The organism is Kitasatospora sp. NPDC085464, assembly GCF_044541955.1.
Taxonomy (GTDB): Bacteria; Actinomycetota; Actinomycetes; order Streptomycetales; family Streptomycetaceae; genus Kitasatospora.
Genome location: NZ_JBITTM010000078.1, coordinates 1 through 17,811, shown reverse-complemented (window position 1 = coordinate 17,811; position 17,811 = coordinate 1). Strand labels below are relative to the sequence as shown.

20 protein-coding genes are annotated in these 17,811 nt (G+C 70.9%); 10 read left to right on the top strand and 10 right to left on the bottom strand.

What is annotated here, in order from left to right; translation table 11 throughout:
- Positions 1-9 precede the first annotated feature (9 nt).
- The 10 genes from glgX to ACIGG8_RS40265 are packed head-to-tail and all read right to left on the bottom strand — an operon-like array spanning position 10 to position 10,188.
- Entirely contained in the window at positions 10-2,076 is a 2,067-nt protein-coding gene (gene glgX / locus ACIGG8_RS40310; protein WP_396553544.1) for a glycogen debranching protein GlgX, read from the bottom strand.
- Entirely contained in the window at positions 2,073-2,414 is a 342-nt protein-coding gene (locus ACIGG8_RS40305) for an STAS domain-containing protein (RefSeq protein ID WP_396553543.1), read from the bottom strand. The genes glgX and ACIGG8_RS40305 overlap by 4 nt, the downstream gene beginning before the upstream one ends.
- A complete protein-coding gene (locus ACIGG8_RS40300; RefSeq protein WP_396553542.1) occupies positions 2,411-4,258 on the bottom strand; it encodes an AGE family epimerase/isomerase in 1,848 nt (615 codons plus the stop codon). The genes ACIGG8_RS40305 and ACIGG8_RS40300 overlap by 4 nt, the downstream gene beginning before the upstream one ends.
- Positions 4,251-4,688: a VOC family protein gene (locus tag ACIGG8_RS40295; RefSeq protein ID WP_396553541.1), complete on the bottom strand. Its 438-nt coding sequence runs from the start codon at positions 4,686-4,688 to the stop codon at positions 4,251-4,253. The genes ACIGG8_RS40300 and ACIGG8_RS40295 overlap by 8 nt, the downstream gene beginning before the upstream one ends.
- Positions 4,688-5,281: a DJ-1/PfpI family protein gene (locus ACIGG8_RS40290; RefSeq protein ID WP_396553540.1), complete on the bottom strand. Its 594-nt coding sequence runs from the start codon at positions 5,279-5,281 to the stop codon at positions 4,688-4,690. Before ACIGG8_RS40290 ends, ACIGG8_RS40295 begins: the two co-directional genes overlap by 1 nt.
- Positions 5,274-6,824 carry a GMC family oxidoreductase gene (locus ACIGG8_RS40285; RefSeq protein ID WP_396553539.1) on the bottom strand — a complete coding sequence of 517 codons (1,551 nt, stop codon included), beginning with the start codon at positions 6,822-6,824 and terminating at the stop codon, positions 5,274-5,276. Before ACIGG8_RS40285 ends, ACIGG8_RS40290 begins: the two co-directional genes overlap by 8 nt.
- On the bottom strand, positions 6,824-7,210 hold the full coding sequence (locus tag ACIGG8_RS40280) for a nuclear transport factor 2 family protein (protein ID WP_396553538.1): 387 nt from the start codon (positions 7,208-7,210) through the stop codon (positions 6,824-6,826). Before ACIGG8_RS40280 ends, ACIGG8_RS40285 begins: the two co-directional genes overlap by 1 nt.
- Before the next feature lie 13 nt (positions 7,211-7,223).
- Positions 7,224-7,679 carry a nuclear transport factor 2 family protein gene (locus ACIGG8_RS40275; protein WP_396553537.1) on the bottom strand — a complete coding sequence of 152 codons (456 nt, stop codon included), beginning with the start codon at positions 7,677-7,679 and terminating at the stop codon, positions 7,224-7,226.
- 22 nt (positions 7,680-7,701) lie between these two features.
- Positions 7,702-9,327, bottom strand: a complete 1,626-nt coding sequence (locus ACIGG8_RS40270; RefSeq protein WP_396553536.1) for a thiamine pyrophosphate-binding protein — start codon at positions 9,325-9,327, stop codon at positions 7,702-7,704.
- A 36-nt stretch (positions 9,328-9,363) separates the two neighbouring features.
- Positions 9,364-10,188, bottom strand: coding sequence for a type 1 glutamine amidotransferase domain-containing protein (locus tag ACIGG8_RS40265; RefSeq protein ID WP_396553535.1), 825 nt, complete (start codon positions 10,186-10,188; stop codon positions 9,364-9,366).
- A gap of 236 nt (positions 10,189-10,424) precedes the next feature.
- On the opposite strand from ACIGG8_RS40265, the gene ACIGG8_RS40260 reads away from it, so the two are divergent.
- The 10 genes from ACIGG8_RS40260 (at position 10,425) to ACIGG8_RS40215 (ending at position 17,603) form a co-directional block, all read left to right on the top strand.
- On the top strand, positions 10,425-11,465 hold the full coding sequence (locus ACIGG8_RS40260) for an ankyrin repeat domain-containing protein (RefSeq protein ID WP_396553534.1): 1,041 nt from the start codon (positions 10,425-10,427) through the stop codon (positions 11,463-11,465).
- Between the two features lie 10 nt (positions 11,466-11,475).
- Positions 11,476-11,784, top strand: coding sequence for a muconolactone Delta-isomerase family protein (locus tag ACIGG8_RS40255; protein WP_396553533.1), 309 nt, complete (start codon positions 11,476-11,478; stop codon positions 11,782-11,784).
- Positions 11,785-11,813: 29 nt separating this feature from the next.
- Entirely contained in the window at positions 11,814-12,503 is a 690-nt protein-coding gene (locus tag ACIGG8_RS40250) for an EthD family reductase (protein WP_396553532.1), read from the top strand.
- Positions 12,500-12,973: a nuclear transport factor 2 family protein gene (locus ACIGG8_RS40245; RefSeq protein WP_396553531.1), complete on the top strand. Its 474-nt coding sequence runs from the start codon at positions 12,500-12,502 to the stop codon at positions 12,971-12,973. The genes ACIGG8_RS40250 and ACIGG8_RS40245 overlap by 4 nt, the downstream gene beginning before the upstream one ends.
- Entirely contained in the window at positions 12,970-13,389 is a 420-nt protein-coding gene (locus ACIGG8_RS40240; RefSeq protein WP_396553530.1) for a nuclear transport factor 2 family protein, read from the top strand. The genes ACIGG8_RS40245 and ACIGG8_RS40240 overlap by 4 nt, the downstream gene beginning before the upstream one ends.
- The gene (locus ACIGG8_RS40235; RefSeq protein WP_396553529.1) at positions 13,386-14,282 is read left to right on the top strand and encodes an alpha/beta hydrolase; all 897 of its coding nucleotides are present in this window, start codon (positions 13,386-13,388) and stop codon (positions 14,280-14,282) included. The genes ACIGG8_RS40240 and ACIGG8_RS40235 overlap by 4 nt, the downstream gene beginning before the upstream one ends.
- 81 nt (positions 14,283-14,363) lie before the next feature.
- Positions 14,364-14,648 carry a UBP-type zinc finger domain-containing protein gene (locus ACIGG8_RS40230; RefSeq protein WP_396553528.1) on the top strand — a complete coding sequence of 95 codons (285 nt, stop codon included), beginning with the start codon at positions 14,364-14,366 and terminating at the stop codon, positions 14,646-14,648.
- Positions 14,645-16,324, top strand: coding sequence for an FAD-dependent oxidoreductase (locus ACIGG8_RS40225; protein ID WP_396553527.1), 1,680 nt, complete (start codon positions 14,645-14,647; stop codon positions 16,322-16,324). The genes ACIGG8_RS40230 and ACIGG8_RS40225 overlap by 4 nt, the downstream gene beginning before the upstream one ends.
- Positions 16,325-16,398: 74 nt before the next feature.
- Complete coding sequence (locus ACIGG8_RS40220) at positions 16,399-16,602, top strand: hypothetical protein (RefSeq protein ID WP_396553526.1); 204 nt, start codon at positions 16,399-16,401, stop codon at positions 16,600-16,602.
- A gap of 398 nt (positions 16,603-17,000) precedes the next feature.
- Complete coding sequence (locus tag ACIGG8_RS40215; RefSeq protein ID WP_396553525.1) at positions 17,001-17,603, top strand: WXG100 family type VII secretion target; 603 nt, start codon at positions 17,001-17,003, stop codon at positions 17,601-17,603.
- Positions 17,604-17,811 lie beyond the last annotated feature (208 nt).

The following is a 17,811-nucleotide window of genomic DNA, read 5'->3' as shown; positions in this document are numbered from 1 at the left end:
GTTCGGGTGTCAGCGGGCGAGCAGGATCACCGTGGAGCGCGGGGTGATCCGGTAACGGCCCGCGTTCTCCAACAGCGGTTCCGTACCCGGCAGGTGGAGGTCGTGCGGGCTGTCGGCGGCGGTGTCGGCCACCAGGTGCCAGGCCGTGCCGGGGCGCGGCCACGGCAGTTCGAGGTCGTGCGGTTCCCAGTGGGCGTTCATGACGACGTAGATCTGCTCGTCGCCGCCGCGCAGCACCGCCAGCAGCCGGCTGGTCCGGGACCAGTCGGGCTCCCCGGCCCGGACGCCGTGCCAGCTGACCTCGCCGCCCGGGTGGTCGGCGCCGCGCAGCAGCGGGTGGGCGCGCCGGAAGGCGATCAGGCCACGGACGAAGCGGTGCAGCTCGGCGTTGGCCTCCAGCAATCCCCAGTCCAGCCACGACAGTTCGCTGTCCTGGCAGTAGGTGTTGTTGTTGCCGGCCTGCGTTCGGGCCAGTTCGTCGCCGGCCAGCAGCATCGGCACGCCCTGGCTGGTGAGCAGGATCGCCAGGGCGTTCTTCATCTGCCGCCCGCGCAGCCGGAGGATCTCCCGGTCGTCGGTCGGGCCCTCGGTGCCGCAGTTCCAGCTGTGGTTGTCGTTCGCGCCGTCCGCGTTGCCCTCGCCGTTGGCCTCGTTGTGCTTGTCGTCGTACGAGACCAGGTCGTGCAGGGTGAAGCCGTCGTGGGCGGTGACGAAGTTGACCGAGGCGGCGGTGCCGCGGCCGCTGTAGAGATCGGGCGAGCCGACCAGGCGGGTGGCCAGTTCGCCGACGGTGCCCTCGTCCCCCTTGAGAAACCGGCGCACGGTGTCGCGGTACTTCCCGTTCCATTCGGCCCAGCGCCCGTAGTCGGGGAAGCTGCCGACCTCGTACAGGCCGGCGGCGTCCCAGGCCTCGGCGATCAGCTTGCAGTGCCGCAGCACCGGGTCGTGCGCGAGCTGCTCCACCAGCGGCGGATTGGCCAGCGGGGTGCCGTCCGGCGCTCGGTCGAGGATGGCCGCGAGGTCGAAGCGGAAGCCGTCGACGTGGTACTCGGACACCCAGTGGCGCAGGCAGTCGAGGATGAAGTCGCGCACCACGGGGTGGTTGCAGTTGACGGTGTTCCCGGTGCCGCTGAAGTTGTAGTAGTGACCCTCCGGCGTCAGCATGTAGTAGGTCGCGTTGTCGAGGCCCCGGAAGGAGATCGTCGGGCCCTGTTCGTTGCCCTCGGCGGTGTGGTTGAAGACCACGTCGAGGATCACCTCGATGCCGGCCGCGTGCAGGTCCTTGACCAGTGCCTTGAACTCGTCGGCCTGCATGCCGAAGCGTCCGGTGGCCGCGTAGCCGGCCTTGGGCGCGAAGAAGCCGACGGTGTTGTAGCCCCAGTAGTCCGCCAGCGGGGCACCGGTCGCCGGATCGCGGCGCGGGTTGCCGTGTTCGTCGAACTCGAAGACTGGCATCAACTCGACGCAGTTGACGCCGAGTTCCTCCAGGTAGGGGATCTTCTCCCGCAGCCCGGCGAAGGTGCCGGGGGCGGAGACCCCGGAGGACGGGTGGCGGGTGAAGCCGCGTACGTGCAGCTCGTAGACGACCAGGTCCTCGGTGGGGATGCGCGGCGGCGCGTCGTCGCCCCAGTCGAAGTCGTCCCGCACCAGCCGGGAACGGTACGGGCAGGGGCGGTCGCGGTCCGGTGGACTGCCCCAGACGTCCCGACCGGAGATCATCCGCGCGTACGGATCGGTGAGCACCCGGCCCGCGTCGAAGCGGTCGCCGTGCTCAGGGGCGAAGGGGCCCTCGGCGCGGAAGCCGTACTCCAGGTCCTCCTCGTCCAGGCCGAAGACGGTCATCGCGAAGACGCTGCCGGTGCGGAACTCGGCGGGGAACTCCAGTTCGGCCAGTGGCCGCGGGGCGCCCGCCTCGAACAGCACCAGCCACATCCGGGTGGCCCGGTCCGAGTAGACCGAGAAGTTGACGCCGCCCGGCACCGTCGTGGCTCCGAAGGGCAGCGGGCGGCCGGACCGCACACCGTAGCCGGCGATGGTCCGGGTCGGGTAGGCGTCGATGCGGTCGGCGGTACTCATTCGCCGACCGGTCCGAGGAAGGCCGACGCGTTCTCCCGGACGTCGAAGAAGTCGAGGAAGCCCGTGGAGGCCATCACGAACCGCACCTCCTCCGCCAGCCCGACCAGGACCGTGACGGTCTGCCGGCGCAGCGCCTGCCGGTGCACCAGCAGGAGGGTGCGCAGTCCCGCGCTGGAGATGTACGGCACCCCGCTGAGGTCGATGACGGTGGTCGCAGTACCGCCGATCAACGGCAGGATGTCGGCCTGGAGTTCGGCCGAGGTCACGCTGGTGATCTCCCCTTCGAGCTCCACGACGGTGACGCCGTCCTGCTCCCGGGAGCGGACCGAGACGGTCATGACGCCTTCCCCACCGGTTCGAGGCGGACCCGGACCTTCACCCGGCCCCGGCCGGACGGCAGGCGAACGGCGAGCGCGTCGGGGTCGTAGTCGGCGTACGGCACGCCGTCGAGCTCCACCTCGGCGATCCGCACCGAGCCGACCGGCAGCAGGTCGGGCGAGACCCGTAGCAGCCCGTCCGGGAGGCCGGCCGGATCGGGCTTGAACCAGAAGTCCATGCCCCGGCCGCCGATCAGCAGGTTGTTGTAGACCGCGGCGAGGTAGCACAGCTCGGCCGAGTGGTACATGCTCATCGAGTGACTGCCCTTGAGCCGCTCGGTACCGAGCAGGTAGGGCGTGCCGCTGGCGAGCACGTTGAAGTAGACGGCGCCCTCGTCGTGGTCCAGGAAGTAGGCGTTGTAGAAGGCCTCGGCGTGGCGGGCGTCGCGCAGGAACCGCCCCTCGCCGGTGACGCCGTGGAGGATCAGGTAGGCGAGGATCGCCTGCTCCTGCTGCCACCAGGCCTTGCGGTCGTGCCAGGCGAAGCGGTGGTGTTCCTGCCCGTCGGCGAGGACGCGCTCGACCACGTCGTACCAGCCGCCGCGCTGGCGGTCGCTGCCGACTGCGGGCATCAGCTCGCCGATCTCGGTGGCCGTCGCCAGGTACTCCCGCTTGGGGCGCAGCGCGTGCATGCGCATCAGGTTCCAGGCGATCTTCAGGTTGTGGCCGACCACCGCGCGGTCCTGCTGCCAGCCGTGGGTGGTGTCGTGGGACCAGTCGCGGTGGAAGCGCTCCTGGACGAACGGGCTGTTCTTGCGGTCCGGGCTGTGCTTGTCGGCGGGAAAGTGTTCGACGATGGTGTCGAAGGTGTACTCCAGCATCCGGGCGTAGGTCTCGTCACCGGTGGCGAGGTAGAGGTTGATCAGGTACGCGGGGGCGTGGTCGCCGACGGAGTTCCAGTTCTTGCGCGCCTTGTTGGGCCCGAGCGATTCGTGGTCGGCGCGGAACAGGATCGGGTCGATGTGCGAGTAGTAGCCGCCCTGCTCGCGGTCGAGGAAGAACTTCTCGAACAGCCGCAGGGTGGCGTCGGCGTCACTCTTGATCCGCGGGTCTCCGGTGACCCGGTAGGTCTGGACCGGTCCGGCCAGCGCGTAGATCTGCTCGTACATCGGGATGGCGTCGTAGTCGTCGGAGAACTCCGAGGTGAAGAGCTTCTTCTCGGTGTCCCCGTCCACGCTGAGCCCGTGGTACCAGTAGACGACGTCCTCCTCCGGGTCCACCACGCGCATGTGCTCGCGCAGGTACTCGGTGCCGCGTTCGGCGACCTCCAGGTACTCGTCGTCGCCGGTGAGCATGAAGGCTGAGGCCATGCCGTACACCAGGCGGGAGATGGTGTCGGTCTCCTGGACGTGGCCGGCGGTCTTGTCACCGCCCAAGCGCAGCTGGGTGCGGTAGCCGGTGAAGTCGACCGGACCGTCGCCGAACTGGGCGCGACGGTAGAAGCCGGCGATGGACTCCAGCTGGCGGATCCACCAGTCGGTCTCCTCGAAGCGGTACGCCCCGGGGCGGCGGCCGGGGAACAGCAGGCGCTTGGCCTCGATCCGCGTCGTGCCGCCCTCCGGGTAGAAGACGACGTGGGCGTGGAGGTAGCGCCCGGGCTCCAGCATCGTGTCGAGGCGGCCGCCGGCGTCGGCGTACGGCTCGTCCAGGTTGCGCAGCAGTTCCGCGGAGACCTCACCGACGGTGGAGATCTCGAACTCCCGGCCGTCGGTGGTGCGGAGGGTGAAGCGCCTGGCGTCGCGGTGGTGGGCGGTGACGTAGCCCGCGATGGTGTCGGAGAACGTGAAGTTCACCGTGTCAGACATGGATCTCCCTTTCGGTGGTCTCGATGACGTCCTGGTCGCGGTAGCCCTGGCTGACCTCGACGACCACGCCGTCCGGGTCCCGCAGCCACATCGTCCGCCAGCCGTTCAAAACCTCGTCGAAGTCCAGCGGGCCGAGGGTGACTTCGGCGGCGTCGCCCATCGCGGCGAGCAGGGCGTCGACGCTCTCGGTCCGGAAGGCGATGTGGCGCACCGCGCCCGGCTGTGCCGGGCCGTCGGCCGTGGCGTTCGGGGCGGCCGGCCCGTCCGTGGCCGGGAAGAGTTCGAGGTAGGCCTCGCCGTTGCGCAGGAAGAGGATCTCGCCGTCGCCGACCTGCACGGTCCGAGCCCGGTGAAAGCCGAACCAGCGGGTGTAGAACTCCTCGGTCACACGCTGGTCGCGGCAGTTGAGGCCGACGTGGGCCCAGCGCATCACCGGCTCCTCCGGTCGGCGAGCAGGTCGATGACGGTCCTGGCGAGGAGGTGGTGGTGCTCGCCGGTGCGCGCGGTGACCAGATCGCCGTCGATCACGACGTCCTGGTCGACGTACTCGGCGCCCATGTTCCGCACGTCGCCGATCAGGTTGTTGTGGCAGACGACCTTGCGGCCCCTGACGGTCTGCGGGATGGCGGAGGCCAGCCACATGCCGTGGCAGATGATGCCCTTGACCACTCCCGGTTCGGAGAGCGCCCAGCGCAGCAGGCGGGTGGCGGGGGCCAGCCGGTTGACGTCCTCGCTGTAGCGCAGCCGGTCGGCCACCATGCCGGAGGGCACGATGATCGCGCCGTACCGGCGCGGGTCGGCGTCCTCAAGGCTGCGGGTGACGGTGAGCGGGGCACGGAACTCGTGGCCGGTGAAGGTGAGTTCGCTCTTGCCCCAGAGGCGGCTGAGGAGGTCGACCCCGGCCCCCTCCTCGGCGAAGCGGTGCCGGTAGTAGGTGATCTCCGGTTCGTAGTAGTCGCTCTCCACCAGCACCGCGACACGGGTGCCGGTCAGCTGCCCTTCCCGGACGGCGATGTCAGCCATGGGTCCCTTCCCTGATCAGGTCGGCCGCCCGTTCGGCGATCATCACGACGGCGGCATGGGGGTTCGCGGAGGGCACGGTGGGCATCACGGCGGCGTCCGCGACGCGCAGCCCGCTCATCCCGTGGACGCGCAGGCGCGGATCCACCACCGACAGGTCGTCGGTGCCCATCCGGCAGGAGCCGGCCTGGTGGTGGTAGCTGTCGGCGGCGCGTCGGACGAAGGCGCGCAGTTGCTCGTCGCCGCGGACGGCGGGCCCGGGCCACAGCTCCTGCTTGTGCCAGGGCGAGAAGGCGGAGGTGCCGATGATCTCCCTGGCAAGCTTGACGCCCTGGACGAGCCGCTCCAGGTCGGAGCGGTCGCCGAGGTAGTTGGGGTTGACCAGCGGCCGGGCGAGCGCGTCGGCCCCGGCCAGCCTGACCCAGCCGCGGGAGGCGGGCCGCACGACGCCGGGCAGAACGCTCACCGTGTCCGGGTGTTCACGACTCACCGCCGGATCGAACGGAACGTGCACGAAGGCGAGTTGGAGGTCGGGCACGATGAGTCCCGGTTCGGAGGCGAGGAACAGGGCCGCCTCCGACAGGTTCTGCCCCGCGGGCGGAACGGGGGTGCGCGCCTCGGACATCACTGCGGTCAGCACGTGGTTGTGGAAGTTCTCCCCGACCCCGGGCAGCGTGGCGTGGACGGTGATGCCGAGGTTCCGCAGGTGGTCGGGGTTCCCGATGCCGGAGAGCAGCAGCAGCTTCGGCGACTCGATCGCGCCGGCGGTGAGGATCACCTCGGCGGCCGCGTACGCCTGGTGGATGCCGACGCAGGGCTCCTCGCCGTGCACGTCGCGCACCGCGCGCCCGTCGAGGCCGGCCGGCTCCGGGCGCTGGAGGTACTCGACGCCGACGCAGCGGCCTCCGGTCAGCACCAGCCGCAGCGCCTGGGCGCTGGTGCGCAGCGTCAGGTTGGACCGCCCGAGGGCGGGTTCGAGGTACCCGGCGAGCGCACCCCGGCGCCGGCCGCCGGCGATGTCCAGGCGGTGCCAGGCGGCTCCGTGCCTCGGTCCGTCGGCGAAGTCCGCGAGCCGCGGGTAGCCGAGCTCGACGCAGGCGTCGACGAAGGCCCGGGAGGCCGGGTTGGCCGCGTCGAGGCCGGCGTGGGCGAGCGGCCGGTCGGCTTCCGTCCGGTCGAAGTAGGGCCGGACGTCGCGGTACGACCAGCCTGCCGCCCCCTGGTAGGCCCAGTGGTCGAAGTCCGCCGGGTGGCCGCGGACGTGCATCATCAGGTTGAGGTTGCTGCTGCCGCCGGGGCCTCGGCCGCGCGGTTCGCGGGTGGCCCGGCCGTCCAGGCCCGGCTGTGGGATGCTCCGGTAGCCCCAGTCGATGCGACTGCCGAGCAGCCGCATCCAGGCGGTGGGGTCGTCCACCTCGGCCGGGACGCGGGCGGCACCGGCTTCCAGGACCAGCACCCGCACGTCCGGGTCCTCGGTGAGGCGGTGGGCCAGAACGCTGCCGGCCGTGCCCGCGCCGACGACGACGTAGTCGAACTCCTCCCTCATCACAGTCCCGAGCTCTGGGACAGCACCTGGAACGGCAGGGTGTCGTGGTGGTTCGACATATAGGTGATCCGGCCGTCGCGGATGCGGAAGTAGTTCATGACGTCCGCCTCGATCGGCCTGCCGGAGGAGCTTCGGGCCGAGATGTGGGACACCACGGCCGCCTCCTCGCCGCCGGCGTCGACCAGGAAGTAGCGGGGGACGTTCTCGAAGGAGGCGTACATCGCCCCCATGCCCCGCATCATCGCGCGGAGCCTGTCGCGACCCTCGATCCGGCCGGCGAGCTGTTCGTCCATCACCATGTCCTCGGCGAAGAGGTCGCACCAGCTGTCCCAGTCGCCTTCGTTGGCGTGGACGTAGTAGTCGGCCAGCACCTCTCGGGCGTTCATCGTCCCCTCCCGGTCACAGGGCGGCGGAGCCGGGCATGGGCTCCAGCGCGTTGCAGGTGTAGGTCTTGATCAGCGGCGTGCGGCCGTCCTCGCCGGCCACCACGATCCAGGTCTGGTCGGCGTCGAAGCCCAGCCACTGGCTGTCGGCGGCCGGGGCCCGCCAGGCCCTGGCCTGCCAGTTGACGTTGACGCGGACCTCGGCCTCGGCGCCGTCGATGGCGGCGCGGACCCGGAGCACGGTGTGCTCCTCGTCGAAGAACCGGTGGACGGCGGCCTGGTACCAGTCGGCGAAACCCGCGTGGCCGCGGAAGACGCCTTCGGGAAAGCGCAGTTCGAGGCCGTCGTCGACCAGGAACCGCTTCACCTCGTCGGGGTCACCGTGCCGGTCCAGGGCGGCGTACCACTGCTCGACGAGGGTGCGGACGGCCCGCTCGGTGAGGAGGGGCCCTGCGGAGGCGGGCTCCGGCATCGCGAAGACTCCTTGGGTGTCGTCAGACCTGGAGGTCGACCAGGAACGGCCCGGTGGCGGCGAGCATCCGCTCGACGGCGGCCGCGGCCTCCTCCGGTTTCTCCACGCGGATGCCGTCGGCGCCCAGGGCGCGGGCCAGCTCGGCGAAGCGGATGTCCGGGCGGGAGAGGTCGAAGGAGGCGGGAAACTCGTGCGCGGGGATCGTCCGCTCCTTCCAGTACTGGGCGATGTTGTCGTCCAGCAGCCGGTACTTGCGGTTGTTGCAGACCACGAATTTGGCGGCGATGCCGTACCGGGCCGCGGTCCACAGCGCCTGGTAGGTGTACATCGCGCCGCCGTCGCCGGTGAAGCCGACCACCGTACGGTCGGGGTGGGCCAGCTTGGCACCGATCGCTCCGGGGATGCCGACTCCGAGCGAGCCGCCCCGGGTCAGGAAGTAGTCGCCGGGCCGGTCCGGCGGCAGGTGTCGGACCACGGCCGGGGAGGAGGTGAGCGCCTCGTCGAAGACGATCAGGTCGCCGCCGGTCTGCCGGGCGAGCTCCTGGACGAACCGATCCAGCGCCGTGTCCCCGGGCGCGACCGGCCGCCGTTCGGCCCTGCAGGCGGCCAGCCGCGCTGCGGCCGCGCGCTTCCGGCGTAGCGTCATGCGTGCCGACAACTCGGCAGCGAGGGCGGCCAGGCTCGGCTTCGGGTCGGCCACCAGACCGAGGTCCACGGGGTGGTTCTTGGCGATCTCGTACGCGTCGAGGTCGATGTGCACGACTCGCGCCTCAGCCCGGAACGGGTTGGTGAGCACCGGGAAGACCTCGGGGAAGACGTACGTGCCGACGATCAGCACCGCGTCCGCCGCCGCGACCGCTCCCGCGCTGCGCTCGCCGAACATGTGGCCGCTCTGGCCCCGCGAAAGGGGGTGCGAGGCCGGCATGTTGACCTCGGAGGAGTCGACGGACCAGACGTCCGCACCGAGGGTCTCGGCAACCCTCACCAGCTCCGTCTGCGCCCCGGCGACCGACACGCCGTCGCCGACGAGGATCAGCGGCCGTTCGGCGCCCGCGAGCAGCCCGGCGGCGCGGGCCACCGCCTCCGCCGGCGGGGCGGAGGCGGTGAGCGGCAGCGTCGTGGGCAGGACGGGCTCGTCGTTGAGCTCGTCGAGGACGTCCATCGGCACGGCCACGAACACCGGGCCGCGCGGCTCGGTCATCGCGGTCTTCACCGCACGGCGGACCACCCGCAGCAGCGAACGGGGATCGGTGACCCGGGTCGCGTACTTCGTCACCGGCCGCGCCATGGCGACCAGGTCGGCCGCCATCTGCGCGTCCATGGCGTCGTAGCGCACCCCGGCGTCGCCGGCGATGACGACCAGCGGGGTGTGCCCCCGCAGCGACTGGTAGAGCATGCCGATCCCGTTGCCGAGGCCCACGCCCGAGTGCAGCTGCAGCAACGCCGGCCCGCCGGTCGCCCGGGCGTAGCCGTCGGCGATGCCCGCCGCCACGGTCTCCTGCAGCGCCAGCACGTACCGGAACCCCTCGGCGTGGTCCGCCGCGTCCAGGAATCCCTGCTCGACCGTTCCGGGGTTCCCGAACATCAGATGGATACCGTCGGCCTGGAACTGCTCGATGAGTTTGACGTTTCCCGTCTTTCCCGTCACCGAATCACTCCTGTCCTTTCTCGGCCATCGGATTGCCTACCAGCCGAACCGGGTGAGCCCGTTCTCCAGCATTTCGACCATCTTCCGGCCGGTGAGGAAGGAGTCCGGGGTCGAGCGGCCGGTCACGAACGGGTAGTCGACGATGACCGACAGCGGCTTTCCGAAATTCCCGTGGTAGGCGCCGTCGGGCCCGGTGGCGTCGCGCAGGATGTACTCCAGCGGGTACGGCGGTGGGCCCATCACGAAGTCGGTGCCGAGGAAGCCGGTGCCGTCCTTGTAGTCGTACTCCTTGCAGTGGCCGGTCACGTGCTTGCCCCGGATGATGCTCTTCCGGTCGCCCCAGTCACGGGCGAAGGCGAGGCAGGCGACCCCGTAGCACTCGGCGCCGATCGGCTTGCCGGCCCGCAGGAAGGCCAGGATCAGGTCGTGCACCCGCTCGTTGTTCGCCAGGTCGACGATCGGGCCGCTGCCGCCGACGATCAGCAGGGCGTCGTAGGTCCGCAGGTTGGCGTCGATCCGCTCCAGCGTGTGGTGGTACTCCTCCAGCTTGCGCAGGTGGTCCGGCGAGCTGGTGTAGGGCCGCTCGGGGATCCAGGCGCTGAGGTCGAGCGGGTCGTCGAGCCGGTTGCCGCTGTCCACGGCGCGGCCCAGGGCGGCCACCTCGGCGGTGGTCACCGAGCGGCCGAGCGGCGGGTCGACGTACTCCTCGTCGAGGCTCGGCGGCAGTGCGCGGGCCCTTTTGCCGTTGGGGGTCGCGAACGTGACGCGGTAGCCGCGCTGGTCGAACTCGCTGAGCGGGCCGACCAGTTCCTCGGCCCAGTAACCGTATTCCGAGAGAACTATCAGAATGTGCTTGGGCATTTCCCCGTCCTCCTTCACCGGCGGTTTCCGACATTGAGACTGAAGGTGGGGGGCGTGCCTGTCAAAGGGCCCGCATCCAGTTTGTGAGGTCGCCGCGAGTTGGTGAGGTCACGTTCGGGCGGCGTCAAGAAGCGACCCCGGGGGCAGAGTTTGTCAGGTCGCCGCATGGACCCGCCCCACCCTGGATAATCTCCCGGTCGCCGATTCGTTGGAGAAGAAGGCAGGCGATTACAAGAATGACGAGAAATCCGTCCGAGGAATTCCTCACGGCCGTGCACCGGGGTGACGCCGGCGTCGTGGGGCGCTCGCTGGCGGCCGGCGCCGACCCGGGCATCCGCGACGCGCGGAGCGGGCTGACCGCCCTGATGATCGCCGCGGGCCGCGGGAACGCCGCGCTGGTCCGGCAGTTGCTGGAGGCCGGAGCCGACCTCTACACCGCGGACTCGCGCGGCGGCGGCACCGCGCTGCACAAGGCCGTCCAGGGCGGCGACCCGGAGACGGTCCGCGTGCTGTTGGAGGCGGGCGCGTTCGTCGACGCCGTCGCGGCCACCACCGGGCACACCCCGCTGATGGACGCCCTCTGGTACAAGTGGCCTGCCGTGACGGCCGTCCTGCTGGCGCACCAGGCAGGGCTCAACCTGTCGACGCACTACGGCTTCTCGATGCGCGAGCACTTCGAGTACGAGCTCAACGTCAACACCCGTGGCAAGGACGAGCTGCTGGCGGCCGAGCGCCTGCTGACCGCCCGCACGCACGCGGATCAGGAGGCGGCCGAGGAGCAGAAGCTCATGGCCGCCGTCGTCGCCGGTGACCTCTCCGCCGTCCGCGGGCTGCTCGCCGAGGGCGCCGAGGTGGACGCCCGCTTCCCGGTCGTCAACGGCTTCAACGACGCGCACACCCCGCTGCTGGTGGCCTGCCGCGACGGGCACGAGGAGATCGCCCGCGAGCTGCTCGCCGCCGGAGCCGACGTCAACGCCACCGAGCCCACCTTCGGCGCAGTACCCCTGCACAAGGCCGTCTACAACGGCCACGCCGGGATCACCGCGCTGCTGGCGGCCGTGCCTGGCGTCGACCTGGACTTCCAGGGCATCACCAACGGCTACACGCCGCTGCACGACGCGCTCTGGCACGGCTACGAGGAGTGCGCCCGGATCCTGGTCGGCGCCGGCGCACGGCTCGACCTGGTCGGCCACGACGGCAAGCTCCCGGCCGACATCGCCCGCAAGGGCCTGGGCGCCGAGCACCCCCTGACCCTCGTCCTGACCGAACGCCGCTGAGGAGCGAAGCATGCTGTTCTACGTCCAGATGAAGTGGAAGCACGAGGGCCGGATCTCGCTCGACGAACTGTGGGAGGTCGAGCAGGAGGAGGCCGAGCACGCCGTCGACACCATCGACTCGGGTTTCTGCGTCGGCATCTGGAAGGTCGCGGCGCAGAAGCGGGTGATCGCGATCATCGACTCCCCCGACGCCGAGGAGCTCGACCGCACCGCGCTGGGCCGGCTGCCGATGCGCGAGTACCTGGAGTTCGAGGAGGTCTGGCCGCTGCGCGACTACCTCGGCTTCGCGGAGGACGTCAAGAAGCGCTACCGGGTCTGACGAGCCGGCACCTGCCCGAAGGAGGAGAAGTGATCCATCAGATCATCCTGGCCCACCCGAAGCCCGGGATGTCCGAGCGGGAGTTCCAGCGCTACTGGATCGAGGAGCACGCGGTCCGGTACGCCGCGAAGATCCCGCAGATCAAGCGGTACTGCGTCGACACCCGCGTCCCCAGGCCCGGCGACGAGGAGGACCCGCTGTGGAGCGGGGTCGCCGAGATCTGGCTGGAGAACGAGCAGGAGCAGCTCGCCTCGCTGCAGAGCCCGGAGTTCCTGGAGGGCGCCCGCCTCGACGAGCCCCGCTGGGCGGCGTTCTGGCGCACGGTCGTCCTGGACACCGACGCACACGTGGTCGTGCCCGGCGGCGGCGAGGCGCCCGCGGTCAAGGTGATGTTCCTGGTCAAGCGCCGCGAGGGCCTGCCGCTCGGCGCGTTCCGGGCCGACAGCCTCACCCGGCACGCTCCGTTCGCCGAGAAGGTCCCGGGCCTGCGCCGGTACGTCCAGAACCACACCCGCGACGCCTTCTACGGGGTGGGCGAGGCGGTCCTGGACGCCGCGTACCAGCTCTGGTTCGACGACGCGCAGGCGTACGAGACCGCCCGCAGCACCCCGGAGTACCAGGCGCTGCTCGCCGACCTCGGCCGCATCGCCGAACCCCGGTACGTCCACACCCTCCTGCTGGAGGAGCACTGGATCCTGGGCCGCGAGACCGGCGCATGACCGGCTCCGGACTCCTCGACCGCCTCGACATCGTCGAGACGTGCACCCGGATGTGCTGGCACACCGACAAGCGCGAGTGGGACCGGCTGCGGACGGACGTCTTCGCGGACGAGGTCCTGGTCGACTACAGCAGCCTCGACGGCGGCGAGCCGGCCGGGCTGGCCGCGCAGGACCTGATCGCCGCCTGGCGCGGCCTGCTCTCCGGCCTGACCGCCACCCAGCACCTGCTGACCAACCACCTGGTGCGGGCCGAGGGCGACACCGCCGTCGCCACGGCCGACTTCCAGGCCACGCACCTGCTCCCCAACGCGCTCGGCGGTCCGCTGTGGACGCTGGGCGGGCACTACCGGTTCACGCTCCGCCGCACGGCGGCGGGATGGCGGATCGACGGCCTGACGATGACCGCCGTGTGGGCCGAGGGCAACCGGCACATCCTGGAACGGCACAGCCTGGAGAGGACGAAGCGATGAGTACGACACGGGAGACCGCCACCGGCTGGTTCGACGCGCTCACCGGCGGCGACTTCGAGCGGGCGCTGGGCTACCTGGCGGACGACGTCGAGTGGATCAACTACACGCCGGTGCCCGGCTGGAACGACGCGATGCCGTGGATCGGCACCCTGCGCGGCAAGGCCGCCGTCAAGGACAGCCTCGGCGTCTTCGCCGGCGTGGTCGAGCTCGGGAAGGAGGAGCTGGTCGAGCTGGTCGTCGACGGCGAGCAGGCGATGGGCGTGCTCCACGAGCGGTCCACCGTCAGGAAGACCGGCATGGCGTTCGAGATCGAGTTCATCCAGTGGCTCACCGTCAGGGACGGGAAGATCGTGCGCTGGAAGTCCTTCACCGACCCGTCGCAGATCCTGCGCGCCATCAAGGGGGCCGCGGTATGACCGACACCGTCCACACCGAGCACGTCGCCTTCGACAGCGACGACGTCCAGCTCGTCGGCACCCTGTACCGCTCCGCCAACCGGGGCCGCGGCCCGGCGGTCGTGGTCCTCGGCTCCTGGACGACCGTCAAGGAGCAGATGGCCGCCGCGTACGCCCGGCGGATGGCCGAGGCCGGCTTCCACGCGCTGACCTTCGACCCGGCCGGATACGGCGAGTCCGGCGGCCGGCCCCGCCAGTTGGAGTCTCCGGCCCGCAAGATCCGGGACGTCCACAGCGCCGTCACCTTCCTCGGCCGGCACACCGCTGTCGATCCGCACCGGATCGGCGCCCTGGGGATCTGCGCCGGGGCCGGGTACACCGCCGTCAACACCGCGAACGACCCGCGCGTGCGGAGCCTGACGCTGGTCGCGCCGTGGCTGCACGACGCCGCGCTGGTCCGAGACATCTACGGCGGCGCGGAGGGGGTCCGGCAGAAGATGGACCTCGGGCTCGCCGCACGGTCCCGGTACGAGCTGGGCGAGCCGGTGGACTACGTCCCCGCCGTGAGCACCACCGACCCCTCGGCCGCCATGTTCGGCCCCTTCGACTACTACCTGGACGCGCAGCGCGGAGCCGTGCCGACCTGGGACAACCGGTTCGCGGTGATGTCCTGGCCGCACTGGCTCACCTTCGACCCGCACCCCGCGGCGGCACGGATCACGGCACCCACGCTGATCGTCACCAGCCATGACGCCGCGATCCCGCAGGGCGCGGAGAAGTTCCACGCCGACCTGGGCGGCCCGAAGACCCTCGTCTGGACCGAGGGAACCCAGTTCGACTTCTACGACCGGGACTCCACCGTCGACGAGGCCGCCACCCTCGCCGTCCGGCACTTCGCCGAGACGCTCGCCTGAGGCACCTTGCAGCCGATCAGGGGCGCGGGGAGCACCACTGCTCCCCGCGCCCCGAGGGCCACTCACCGCAAAGGACCCCCCATGCCCACCTGCTCCCACCTCGACGCGATCGCCGACGAGCCCTCCGCCCCAGCCGACCCCGCCGAACCGGCCGCCTGCCGACAGTGCCTGGAAGCCGGCGCCGTCTGGGTGCACCTGCGCCGGTGCCTGACCTGCGGCCACATCGGCTGCTGCGACTCCTCGACGAACAAGCACGCCGGCCGCCACCACGAGGCGACCGGCCACCCCCTGGTCGCCTCGCACCAGCCGGGCGAGCGCTGGGTCTGGTGCTTCCCCGACCGGCTCCTCCTGGACTCCGTCGGATGACCGCCGCCGCGACCGACGCGGCCCGGAAGCCGGTGATCCTCGCGGTGGACGACGACCCCCAGGTGCTCCGCGCCGTCCGCCGCGATCTGCGCTCCGCGTACGCCGACCGCTACCGCGTGCTGAGCGCCGCTTCCGCCGCCGACGCGCTCAGCGTCCTGGACGCCCTCGACGAGCGTGCCCAGGACCCGGCGCTCTTCCTGGTCGACCACCGGATGCCGGACATGACCGGCATCGACTTCCTCCTGGAGGCCGTGAGCCGATTCCCGGACGCCAAACGGGTACTGCTCACCGCGTTCGCCGAGACCGACGCCGCGATCACCGCCATCAACAAGGTGCGGCTCGACTACTACCTGATGAAGCCCTGGGACCCACCCACCGAGCGGCTCTTCCCCGTGCTGGACGACCTGCTCTCCGACTGGACCGCCTCGTACCGCCCCGCCTACCGGGGCATCCGCGTCGTCGGGCACCCCGTCTCCGCCGGAACGCACTCCGTACGGGACTTCCTGACCCGCAACGGCACACCGTTTCGCTTCCTGGACGCGGAGAACAACCCGGAGGCCCGGCGGCTCCTGGCCGAACGCCCACAGGTGCGACTGCCGCTGGTGGTGTTCCCCGAGGGAACCGCGCTCTCCGCCCCGGGCACCGCCGAGCTCGCCGACCGCCTCGGCCTGGTCACCACCGCCTCCCGGCCGCACTACGACACGGTCATCGTCGGCGCCGGCCCCGCCGGGCTCGCCGCCGGCGTGTACGCGGCCTCGGAGGGCCTGTCCACCCTGCTGCTGGACGCCGACTCGCCCGGCGGACAGGCCGGTACGTCGAGCCTGATCGAGAACTACCTGGGCTTCCCCGCCGGCCTGTCGGGCGCCGACCTCGCCCGGCGCGCGGTCAGCCAGGCCACCCGGTTCGGTGCGGAACTGCTCCACCCGGTGGGCGTCGTCGGGCTGCGCCGGGCCGACCCCGCCCGGATCCTGACGTTGGCCGACGGCTCGGAGATCAGCGCCGAGACCGTGCTGGTGGCCACCGGCATCTCGTACAACCGCCTGGAGGTGTCGGGCGCGGAGAGGTTCGAGGGCGAGGGCCTGTACTACGGGGCCGCGACCGCCGAGAGCAGTTCCTGCCTCTCGCACCACGTCCACATCATCGGCGGCGCCAACTCGGCCGGACAGGCCGCGATCCACTTCGCCCGGTACGCGGCGAGGGTCACCGTGCTGGTGCGGGGCGACTCGTTGGAGGCCGGGATGTCGAGGTACCTCGTCGAGGAGATCCACCGGACCCCGAACATCGAGGTGCGCCTCGGCACTCGGGTCCTCGCCCTGGACGGATCGGAACGGCTGGAGCACATCACGCTCCAGGACGACGCCACCGGCCGCAGGACCGTGGAGCCGGCGAACTTCGTCTTCACCTTCATCGGCGGGCGGCCCCGCACCGGCTGGCTGGACGACGTCGTGGACCGCGACGACCACGGCTTCGTCCTGACCGGTCCCGATCTCATGAGCCCCGACGAACGGCCGACCTCCTGGCCCCTGGAACGCGACCCCCACCTGCTGGAGACCAGCGTCCCAGGCGTGTTCGCGGCCGGAGACGTGCGCGCCGGCTCGATCAAGCGCGTCGCGTCGGGCGTCGGCGAAGGCGCCATGGCCGTCGCCATCATCCACCGTTACCGAGCGGGTGGTTGACATCCTGCAGTCGCCGGGACGGCGAATCGGGCACCGCCGTCGGCACCCGCCGTCTCGTGTGGATAATCCCTACCGTGACCTCAGGAACAGCCCGCCGCAGGTGGCGCTCCGCGCTTCGCGCCTTCGTCCTCTTCTTCGCCGGCGGCGCGCTCGGCTACCTCGCCTGCACGCTGGTCGCGCATAGCCCCGGCTCCGGGGTGCTGTGGATCGGCATGCTGTTCGGGTCCACCGTGTGCGCGGCGCTCACCGCGTTGTTCCCGGCACGACGTCATCGCTGAGCCTCCAGCGCGGCCGAAGGAACTCATGCATGGGCGGACCGCACACGAACCTCCGGTTAGCCTCTCCTCCGGCACAGTGATCAGCGATCAGCGCACGGGGGATGCAGATGGCCGACTTCACGGTCAGCCCTGAGTCCTCGCCAAGCTCTCCAAGGACCTCAAGGGCTGCGGCGACGAACTCGACCATGGATTGCAGGCATTGAAGCGGGCGAGCCGCAACGGGCTCGGCCACGACTTCCTGGAGGGTGCCGGCAAACACTTCCAGGACACGTGGGAGTACGGGCTCGACAAGGTCCGCGAGTGTGTGAAGAGCCTCCAGGCGGCCTGGACCAGACTCAACAGGATTACGGCGGCACCGAGCAGGGCATCGCCAAGGGTTTCAGTCCGGAGAGCCACTGATGCCCGACCAGAACCCGGCCTGGAACGGCCTCGGCGTCAACCCGACGCCGGGCGACCCGGCCACCGTCGCGAACCTGAGCACCACCCTGCGCCGCGTCGCCCAGCACCTGTCGGGCGTCCACACCACGCTGTCGCAGATCTCCGACCACGAAGGCCAGTGGACCGGCCCGGCCGCCGACAACTTCGCCAAGAACTTCGGCAAGCTCCCCGACTACCTCCGGGACGCCTCCGACTCGATCACCACCGCGTACGGCGCACTCGACACCTGGTACCGGACTCTCACGGAACACCAGCCCAAGGCCGCCGAGTTGGAGCGCGCGGCCGTCGCCGCCCGGCAGCACAAGGCGGAGGCCGAGCAGGCACACACTGTCGCGGCCGCCAACCCGGACCTCAAGCTCGCCGGGCAGTCCTTCCCCGACGACGCGTCCCTCGCCACCGCCACGGCACACTACGACACGGCCAAGAACCATCTCGACCAGGCGGCCGCCTCCTTCTACCCTCCCCGTGACGAGGCCCTGGACGACCTGCCGCCCGTGGTGATCGACCTCCTCGTGCTCTGGTGCGCTCGCGCACCTCGCCCCCGTGCCCGCCCCGGCCGCTGAGCTTCCGGCTCGGCGCGAGGTGGCTTTTCCGCCTCCTCACTGGCCTCCGCTCCCACGCCGCCCGCGTCGGCGGGATCACCGCACACCTCATCGAGTGGCCGGGCCGGCCATCAGGGACTATCACGATCTAGGTGTACGACACCCGGTTGGACTAGGTGTTGATCTTGCTGTCGGGCGTGGGCCGGGTGGCCTACGCCCGTCCGGCGGA

Coding starts and splice junctions, on each gene's coding strand:
- glgX (WP_396553544.1), bottom strand. CDS start 2,076: ATGAGTACCGCCGACCGCATCGACGCCTACCCGACCCGGACCATCGCC.
- ACIGG8_RS40305 (WP_396553543.1), bottom strand. CDS start 2,414: ATGACCGTCTCGGTCCGCTCCCGGGAGCAGGACGGCGTCACCGTCGTG.
- ACIGG8_RS40300 (WP_396553542.1), bottom strand. CDS start 4,258: ATGTCTGACACGGTGAACTTCACGTTCTCCGACACCATCGCGGGCTAC.
- ACIGG8_RS40295 (WP_396553541.1), bottom strand. CDS start 4,688: ATGCGCTGGGCCCACGTCGGCCTCAACTGCCGCGACCAGCGTGTGACC.
- ACIGG8_RS40290 (WP_396553540.1), bottom strand. CDS start 5,281: ATGGCTGACATCGCCGTCCGGGAAGGGCAGCTGACCGGCACCCGTGTC.
- ACIGG8_RS40285 (WP_396553539.1), bottom strand. CDS start 6,824: ATGAGGGAGGAGTTCGACTACGTCGTCGTCGGCGCGGGCACGGCCGGC.
- ACIGG8_RS40280 (WP_396553538.1), bottom strand. CDS start 7,210: ATGAACGCCCGAGAGGTGCTGGCCGACTACTACGTCCACGCCAACGAA.
- ACIGG8_RS40275 (WP_396553537.1), bottom strand. CDS start 7,679: ATGCCGGAGCCCGCCTCCGCAGGGCCCCTCCTCACCGAGCGGGCCGTC.
- ACIGG8_RS40265 (WP_396553535.1), bottom strand. CDS start 10,188: ATGCCCAAGCACATTCTGATAGTTCTCTCGGAATACGGTTACTGGGCC.
- ACIGG8_RS40260 (WP_396553534.1), top strand. CDS start 10,425: ATGACGAGAAATCCGTCCGAGGAATTCCTCACGGCCGTGCACCGGGGT.
- ACIGG8_RS40255 (WP_396553533.1), top strand. CDS start 11,476: ATGCTGTTCTACGTCCAGATGAAGTGGAAGCACGAGGGCCGGATCTCG.
- ACIGG8_RS40245 (WP_396553531.1), top strand. CDS start 12,500: ATGACCGGCTCCGGACTCCTCGACCGCCTCGACATCGTCGAGACGTGC.
- ACIGG8_RS40240 (WP_396553530.1), top strand. CDS start 12,970: ATGAGTACGACACGGGAGACCGCCACCGGCTGGTTCGACGCGCTCACC.
- ACIGG8_RS40235 (WP_396553529.1), top strand. CDS start 13,386: ATGACCGACACCGTCCACACCGAGCACGTCGCCTTCGACAGCGACGAC.
- ACIGG8_RS40230 (WP_396553528.1), top strand. CDS start 14,364: ATGCCCACCTGCTCCCACCTCGACGCGATCGCCGACGAGCCCTCCGCC.
- ACIGG8_RS40225 (WP_396553527.1), top strand. CDS start 14,645: ATGACCGCCGCCGCGACCGACGCGGCCCGGAAGCCGGTGATCCTCGCG.
- ACIGG8_RS40215 (WP_396553525.1), top strand. CDS start 17,001: ATGCCCGACCAGAACCCGGCCTGGAACGGCCTCGGCGTCAACCCGACG.